Here is an 8,072-nt window from a genome sequence, read left to right on the forward strand (position 1 = left end):
ATTGCAATGTTTGAGGGGGTTCTCAGGGGATAGGGCGGGCTCCGAGGCGCGGTGCGGCCCGGCCTCACCAGCTCAGGCCCAGCAGCGGCCACAGCCAGGCGCTGCACGCCATGACCAGGACCACCATGAGGGGCCCGAGGAACAACGACAGACGTCGCAGGTCGTCGGGGGAGAAGGTCTCCATGCCCTCGATGTCGGAGAACATGGCCACCGGCTTGGCCGAGGACGGCAGCGTGTGGCAGAAGCCAGCGGCGGCGGTCGAGGCGAAAGCGGCCGCGGCCGGGCTGACGCCCACCGCCGGGGCCAGGGCCACGACGATCGGGATGAGGACGGCCGAGCGGGCCGAGCGCGACTGGATGACCAGGTGCGACGCCGTCGAGAGCACCACGACGACCAGCATGAAGGGCCAGGGCGAGTCGATCCTCAGGGCATTGAAGGCCGAGGTCGCCACCCACTTCGCGGCGCCGGTGGACACCAGCGCGTCCCCCATGGCGAGGGTGGCCGCCATGAAGACCAACAGCGACCAGGGGGCCTTGGCCAGCGCCTTGCGCAGTGCTACCGAGCCGTAGCCGGGTAGCGAGGTCACCAGGACCCCCAGGAGGGCCACGATGGCCGGGTCGACGCCGTGCAGGGACTCGGTGCACCACAGCATCACCACCGTGCCGACGAGCAGGGCGGCCCGGTTCTCGGCCTGGGTCAGGGGACCGGTGACCGGGGTTGGGGAGGCCGCCGCGAGGTCGGCGATGTCGACGCGCACCCGACGGCGCATGTCCTCCTTGCGGGTGAACAGTCGCATGATGAGCTCGGTGGACAGGTGGCTGGACAGCGCCGCCAGGGGCAGGCCCAGCAGTAGCCAGCCGGCGAAGGAGAACTCCTGCCCGCCGGCCGAGGCCACGATGTGGGAGGTCACCAGGTGGGCGCCCGCCCCCAGGAAGGAACCGACCGCGGACAGCAGGATGACGGTGGGGAAGATGAGCGACAGGGCGTGGATGAGCCGCTTGCGGGAGGCCGCCAAAGCAGCGTCATCGTCAGGTCCGGTGCTCAGGGCCCCGGCCAGGGCCGTGTAGACCGGCAGCAGCAGGGCGGCGCGGCCCGAGGTGGAGGGGGCCGCGAAGACCGTGGCGACGATCGCGGCCGTCACCAGGTGGACCAGGACGCGCGGGTGGTCCGTGCCGGTCACCAACCAGGCGGCCAGGCGGCCGGTCAGGCCCGAGGCGCTCACCCCGACGGCGATGACGAAGGCCGCCACCAGGAGCCAGATCGTGTCGTCCCCGAGGCTGGCGAACATCTCATCCGGGCTCAGGGCTCCGGTGAGGACCAGGGCGGTGGCGGCCCCCAGCGAGATGTAGGTGTCGTCCACCTTCGTGAAGGCCCAGGCCCACACCGAGGCGATGAAGATGATCAGGGTGAGTGCTCCGGTGACGGTCAGGCTCCCCTCGGCGCCGCCCGCGCGCCAGGCGGCCACGCCCACGGCCGCGCACAGGCTCACGGCGAGGGCGGCGGACAGAACGTGCCGCCACGGCAAGCGCCGGGCCGGTGCGGGCTCGCCGCGCCTCGCCAGGGAGAGCGGCAGGGTCTCGCGCACGGTGGGCGTATCGGTCTCGAAGGAGCCGACGGTGTCGGTCACGGTGGTCATGAGCCGGCCTCCTCTCCCGAGTCTTCCGAGGCCCCATGCGCGCGGTCGTCGTGGGCAACTGCCGGCTCACCGGTGGTCACCCGAGGCGCCGTGTCCGCCGAGGTGCGCGAGGAGGGCGCGGTGGCCGAGGAGGCGACGACGGCGGGATCGGGGTCGGAGGAGAGGCGCCAGGAGCTGCCGGCCGGGATGCGCAGGCCGACGGTGGCCCCCTGGCCCGAGGCGGAGACGGCGAAGACGGTGCCGTCGTGGGCGTCGGCGATGGCCCGCACGATGGCCAGGCCCAACCCGCTTCCGCGCGGCTTGCCGTCGGCCTCGCCGTGCGTGAAGCGCTCGAAGAGCCAATCGACGTCGTCGTCGGCCAGTCCCGGACCCTCGTCGGTCACGGAGATCTCCAGCCCGCTGCGGCCGTAGCCGTCGGTGCCGGGGGCGATGGTGAGGGTGAGGGGGCCATCGCCGTGCTGCAGCCCGTTGCGGGCGAGGTGGCCGGTGGCCTGACGCACGCGCTCGACGTCGAGCGTGGCCGTGCCGCGGGCCGAGAGGTCGAGCTTCCAGCGGCCCGGGGCCATGGCTTCGACGTCGTCGAGCAGGGTGCGGGCCAGGTCGGTGACGTCGACGTCGGGGGTGAGGTTGGCGAAGTCGCGCCGTTCGGCCTGGGTGAGGGACTGGAGGTCGTCGAGGACCCGTTGCAGCTCGGCGATCTGGGTGCGCTGCTGGAGGACGGTGCGGGTGGCCGGCTGGCTGGCCAGGCGTGCGTCCATGACGGTCAGGGGGCCGGAGATCTCCTGGTGTGCGCGCAGGACGAACTGGGTCTGTCCGTCGAAGGCCTCCTGGAGGCGGTCCAGCATGCCGTTGAACTCTTCGGTCAGGCCGGCGATGTCATCGCGGCCCTTGACGGGCAGGCGGCGGTTGAGGTCCTGGGTGGAGACGGAGGCGGCCGCGGTGCGCAGATCGCGCAGGGGCCTGAGGATCTGGCGGGCCACGAGCAGCCCGACGACGCCGGTGAGGACCAGGACTGCCGCGCTGATGCCGACCATGAGCCAGATCGTGGCGTTGATCTGGTCCACGCGCGAGGCGGTGAAGCTCATGGTGATGACGGACAGGTGCTGGGAGGGGTCGTCGGGTTCGAGCTCGACCCGGGCCCAGCGGACCTCTCCGCTGCCGTAGTCGGTGGCGCCCGACGGCGACTGCAGCATCTTCACGAACAGGGGGTCCGTGCTGGTCAGGTTCAGGGATGGGGCGGAGGCGCCGGAGGCCTGGGTGGCCTTGCCGGTGGCGTGGTTGTAGATGATGACGGCTTCCCGGTCGGTGAGCTGCTGGCCGTCCCGGTAGACCTCCATGAGGCGGGTGGTGGAGGCGAAGGGCTGGGAGGTCCGCGGGTCGACGCCGGTGGACGCGAAGTTCTGGAGCTCCTTGACCTCGTGGGCGACGTCGGTGTTGGCGGAGCGCGAGATATCCGCCATGAGGGTGGAGCGCACGGAGACGATCATGCTGGTCAGCCCCAGGGCGACGACGAACAGCGTCCAGGCGACGATGCGCAGTTGGGCGGGGACCGAGGAGCCGGAGGCCGGGTCGGCGGCCGGCGGGGGAGAGGAAGAGGGGATGGAGGACATCGGTGTCAGCTCCCTTCGCCGGCGGAGGTCAGGTAGACCGGGCTGGGCTGCGCGGGCGGGCCGGGGACGACGGCCATGAACTCGGCGGCCAGCGCCAGCGCCACCGGGACGAGCATGAGCAGGGCCAGGGCGAGGATGCGGCGTGAGGTGTTCATGCTTCAACTGTCACGAGTCAGTCCTAGAGGGACCACAGGTGAGCATGAGAGTTCTCTAATGTAGAATAGACTAATAAAACAGTAAAACTTGTAGGTTTTTGATAATGACTGGGATGCCGCCCTTGGCCGGGGACGTACTTGTCCCGCGAGGACTGCGTCTTCCCACAGATCACTGGGGTCTGACCGTCGTCGTGTGCGGGAAAGGTACGTCCTCGGTGCGAAGGTAAGTCCTCGTGAGGGCTGGCAGAAGCGACAGTGCTTCGGCTTGTGTCGACGCTCACTGAGGCCTACACTCAAATCGCTCAAAACGATCAACTCGAAAACAGTGAACGGACAGCAGTGTGGGAGTGTGACATGACGATGACGACTGAGAGCAAGACCTACCTGCCTGAGGAGGACGTCGCCGGGCGCTTCGCCGAGCTAGTGAAGGAACTTGAGGCCTCCTCCGGTGCGGCGCTGACCATCAATGGTGAGACGATTGAACTCCCCTCCGCGGCGGCTGAGGCCCTGCTGCAAGTCGTAGATGCGATGCGTCGAGGTCTGGCTGTCACGGTGGCGCCGCAGGACCAGCGTCTGACGACGCAGGAGGCGGCTGACGTGCTGGGTATCTCGCGGCCGACGCTGGTCAGGATGTTGGAGGCCGGCGAGATCCCGTTTGAGAAGGTCAGACGGCATCGTCGCCTGTTCCTCACTGACGTGCTGGAGTTCCGTGAGCGTCAGCGTCGGGCGGCGAATGAGGCGCTGTCGGACATGGTGACTGACGCCCAGGCGATGGGCGATTATGACGATGATCCCGCCGAGAGGCACCAGATCCTCAAGGACCTTCGCTCGCAGGACTGAACACTGACATTCGCTGCTTGCCGCAACGGCTGTGAAAGTTCAGTCGTGCCTGGCACAGCGGGGGTATCGGACGAGAAAGACGCTGGCAGACTAGTGCTGCAGCCCGTCTCTGTGTACCGCAATGTCAGCCGCACCTGGCCAAGCTCCACCTGCGCGACCGCGTCCAAATCGCCGTTGCCTGGTACAAGAGAAGCGGTTTGATATCTTACTTTCGCAGATATGAAATCGAGAAACAAATCCGTCGGTAGTCTTTTCAGTGTTGTTAGTGTTTGTAGACCTTTACTCCGACATGGTGGACGACAATACGATTCTTGCTAGAGTCTAGTGCGAAATGAATGCGCCCACACTCATTAGGACTGACTGCGTCACGAACTTTTACGTGCGGGGTGCCGTCGAGCGATAATGAGTCTTCAAAGTTAAACTTTCGAAGCCACGCCAGTTCGTTTCGTTTGAATTTAGAGATCGTCTGGTCTGTCAGTGCAACATTGAGGCCGTAGTTTTCTTTGAACCAGGTGTCTAGGTGAGGTATAGTTCGGCCTCTGGTCTCATATAGTTCTTTGGCGGCTTGTGCGAGTTTGACGAGTTTGTCAGTCATGTCTTCTGGATCGGGGTAATCAATGGACTCCCATGATTTCTTTGCTCGTTCTGTGAATGCAATATAGTCCCCAGAGGCATCGGAAATCGCCAAATAAGTTTTGTTCGGGTTGCTGTGCGAGGTGAGTTTGGGAACCGCATCCCAAGGGTCAATTGGCTTTTCAGACGGACTGGAAGCGATATCTTGATAAGAATTTCTCCAGGCTGCCGCTTCTTGTTTTGTAGTTTCTAATTGCTCCTTAAGGTGTTCAAGTTGATTTTCAAGTTTCGAGCATCGCTCCCTTGCCTGATCGGCGTCTCGCATCGCTTCTTCGCCAATCTCACTTAGCTCATCGTTCGAATCATTGAGTGTTTTAACTTGCTGTTTGAGAGCCTCAATTTCTCCAGCGCTATCTCTTCTCTCCCTTGCTGTATAGGCTTGTGCTAGAAGTTTATTCATGTGTTGATCGTCAATGTCGCGTCGAATTCTATCCCAAATTGTGTCACGTCCTGATCTGAGTGCTGACAACGACCCCAGGCGCTCCGTGAGTCTAGTGGTTATGTCTCGCGGAGAAATAGCAGCGATCTGCTCTGCTGTCCATCGGAGTGGGTGTCCCTGCATGCCCGGCCAAAATAAAATAAGACCTCCAAATGGTATGTTTGCGCCGGGATGAGCTTCGGTAATAGCTCGGGCTGTCACATAGTTCACGGTGAGTATTCTTGTTAGGCCGATAAGCTTCCTGGAAAGCTCGTGAGCCAGCTCCCAAGCGTTCGGAGACTGAAGGTGAATGATGGTGAGCGGTAAGCGATTACTAGAAGCCATGGAATCGGATGCAATTTTCGCTTCATCCAGCGACTTAATCGCCTGAAATTTCCCGTCTACTGCTTGATTGTTGACGCGAAACTTAAGTGTATTATCGTGATCGATTAGTCTAATAAGTCGAGGTTGGAATACGTCGGTTCTAGTGACGGGGACTAATGCATTTGATGTGCTCTTTCTGCCGATTCCAATGCGGAGTTGAACGCCGTTCTCGTCCTCTCCAAGCGTGACTCGTGTCGTGAGCTCCATGTCAGAGCCGTCATGTTGCGATACTATAAGTTTAATGGCGTGACTCTTAGAGTGTGAAAGAGTGCTCCATTCTGCTTGGCGGGGAATCTTTTGATTGTGTACTTTTCCGGGGATGGGTGTGTACTGTCCCGAATGAAGTAAGGAAGTGAATTGTAGGGGGTTCTCTTTGTTGGAAAGCCATGTAGAGATATGACGTAGAACTCTGTTGTAGGCATCGTCGCCGATGATCGAGAAGTTTACAACATAGAGTAACTGCAAGATAGTGCTCCGTTCTCGTGAGAAGTTGTCTCGTCCTGACGATTTTTCGGACAGGATAAGGGTGTGCTTTTTTGGTAGACGTGGTGTGGCCGTGATAGTCGAAAGAGAGGTGCGCTTAGCTTGACATCCTTGCCGTCAGTTTCGAATTCTAGCAGCATATGGTGATTGAGGTTAGAAAATAACTACATGTATGGCAGTGTTAAATTGAAAGTAATTGAATTGAGATAAAGCTGAGTTGATTCTGAAATTAACTATCGAGGTAATAATCGGGTTCTGGGGATTCTGTTGCGTTTGGATTCGAAACGTCAACTGTGACCCAGTCAAGTTTTGCTTGTGGTATCGCGTCTAAAGTACTGTCGCCCGGTGCGAGAGCCGCGGTTGAGGTATGAAGGCTCGTAGGCGGACCATGAGAGGTGCTGTGGACGACGTCTTGCGTGGCCGGGTACAGGATTCCTGTACTTGGCGACGTGGAACATTCCCGGCTGGAGTGGTATGCGCCCGGTCGTACGGGAACGCTCCTGCTGCCGCGTGGGAGCCTCTACTCATCGCACCCAGTCTTCAACATAGGCGGCCAGGGCGGCTTGGACGCGGTGCTTCTTTTTGTCGTGGCCGTCATCGCCGACCGAGCGGCGGAACCTGGAGGTGGGCGGCAGAATCCTCGTGATCGCGGTTTCCTCGGTGGGCACGTACCCGTCCCGCAAGGCTGCCTCCACCAGTGCCTTCGCCGGCCCCTCGCGCAGCCGTTCATCGCGGATGATCGCTGCCAGCTCCTCGCTACGCCGCTGTTCAATGAACGCCCGCCACTGCTCGTCCACGTCCCCGAAGGCCGACACCGTGTGCACGAAGTCCTCAATGAGGTCGCGCTTGTTGCGCAGGCTGGGACTGGAGGTCACCGCCCGGCGGATTTCCACCGGGATCTCCTTGTCCTCGCCATCTCCCGCCTCGCCCCGGTGCTTCTTCACCAGCATGAGGACGTAGTCGACTCCCACCTCCACCTGCTTGACCAGCTCGATCTCGAAGACGAGATCGTCGTTGACGACCTCCTTCTCCACGTCGGCGGCCCGCCGCATCTCGGCATACAGGTCCACATACACGCTGCGGTAGTCCTGGAACTCGGCTTCGCCGATGACGTCGTCGTCTCCGAAGTCGTCAAAGCTCGCCAGGATGTTGCGCAGCCGCAGGATCTTCCCGAACTTGCGGATGAACTCCTTCTGCTCGGCCTCCGAGGCGATCATCTGACCCGGCTCGAACCTGGCCCGCAGCTCGTTGATCTTCTCCAGGTAGTCCTCCAGGTACTCCTTGTACGGCTTGAGGAGCACCAGCCTGCCGGCGGCCTCGTTGCCGAACAGGGCGATGGCCTCATCGGTCTCCTCCTGCAGGTCCCGGAAGCAGACCACGTTGCCGTAGGTCTTGACCGAGTTGAGGATCCGGTTCGTGCGCGAGAACGCCTGGATGAGCCCGTGCGTGCGCAGCGACTTGTCCACCCATAGGGTGTTGAGCGTCTTGGAGTCGAACCCGGTGAGGAACATGTTGACCACGATGACCAGGTCGATCGTCCGCTCCGCCAGCCGCCGGGAGATGTCCTCGTAGTAGCCTTCGAAGCCCTGTGCGCTCGTGTCGTAGGCGGTGCCGAACTGCGCGTTGTAGTCGCGGATCGCCTCATCGAGGAAGGCACGGTCGTCGGCGGTCAGCTGCGAGGGGTCCACGGCCTCATCGGCCAGTGTCTCACCGGGCGCGTCGGCGTTGGGCGCGTAGGAGTAGACGATGCCGACGCTTAGGCGCCGGTCCGGGGCCAGCCCCTCCTGCTGCCGCTTGAACTCCATGTAGTAGGCACGCGCCGCCCGGATCGACGCCGTCGGGAACGGGAATCCTGTTCCCGGCCGCGTGGAATGTCTCCATGTGTTGAGGGGGTGGGGTCAGGTGGTGTTTGC

Annotated in this window: 6 protein-coding genes and 1 pseudogene; 1 reads left to right on the top strand and 6 read right to left on the bottom strand. The window is 62.4% G+C overall.

Annotated features, from left to right (window positions below; all coding sequences use genetic code 11):
- Positions 1 to 64: 64 nt before the first annotated feature.
- The 3 genes from FK256_RS12090 to FK256_RS14335 are packed head-to-tail and all read right to left on the bottom strand — an operon-like array spanning position 65 to position 3,401.
- Positions 65 to 1,636, bottom strand: a complete 1,572-nt coding sequence (locus FK256_RS12090) for an SLC13 family permease (RefSeq protein WP_141424932.1) — start codon at positions 1,634 to 1,636, stop codon at positions 65 to 67.
- Positions 1,633 to 3,246, bottom strand: a complete 1,614-nt coding sequence (locus FK256_RS12095; protein WP_141424933.1) for a sensor histidine kinase — start codon at positions 3,244 to 3,246, stop codon at positions 1,633 to 1,635. The genes FK256_RS12090 and FK256_RS12095 overlap by 4 nt, the downstream gene beginning before the upstream one ends.
- Positions 3,247 to 3,251: 5 nt before the next feature.
- The gene (locus tag FK256_RS14335) at positions 3,252 to 3,401 is read right to left on the bottom strand and encodes a hypothetical protein (RefSeq protein ID WP_009234545.1); all 150 of its coding nucleotides are present in this window, start codon (positions 3,399 to 3,401) and stop codon (positions 3,252 to 3,254) included.
- A 354-nt stretch (positions 3,402 to 3,755) separates the two neighbouring features.
- On the opposite strand from FK256_RS14335, the gene FK256_RS12100 reads away from it, so the two are divergent.
- Positions 3,756 to 4,241 carry a helix-turn-helix domain-containing protein gene (locus tag FK256_RS12100; RefSeq protein WP_141424938.1) on the top strand — a complete coding sequence of 162 codons (486 nt, stop codon included), beginning with the start codon at positions 3,756 to 3,758 and terminating at the stop codon, positions 4,239 to 4,241.
- A gap of 262 nt (positions 4,242 to 4,503) precedes the next feature.
- Here FK256_RS12100 and FK256_RS12110 read toward each other — a convergent pair whose 3' ends face one another.
- The 3 genes and pseudogenes from FK256_RS12110 to FK256_RS14905 form a co-directional block, all read right to left on the bottom strand.
- On the bottom strand, positions 4,504 to 5,883 hold the full coding sequence (locus FK256_RS12110) for a hypothetical protein (RefSeq protein WP_141424934.1): 1,380 nt from the start codon (positions 5,881 to 5,883) through the stop codon (positions 4,504 to 4,506).
- 800 nt (positions 5,884 to 6,683) lie between these two features.
- Entirely contained in the window at positions 6,684 to 7,538 is an 855-nt protein-coding gene (locus tag FK256_RS12115) for a type I restriction endonuclease subunit R, EcoR124 family (protein WP_425321594.1), read from the bottom strand.
- A pseudogene (locus FK256_RS14905) lies at positions 7,533 to 7,991 on the bottom strand (type I restriction enzyme subunit R domain-containing protein); the annotation flags it as partial. The gene FK256_RS12115 and the pseudogene FK256_RS14905, both read right to left, overlap by 6 nt.
- Positions 7,992 to 8,072: the final 81 nt, after the last annotated feature.

This window comes from Actinomyces johnsonii (assembly GCF_006546835.1).
Taxonomy (GTDB): Bacteria; Actinomycetota; Actinomycetes; order Actinomycetales; family Actinomycetaceae; genus Actinomyces; species Actinomyces johnsonii.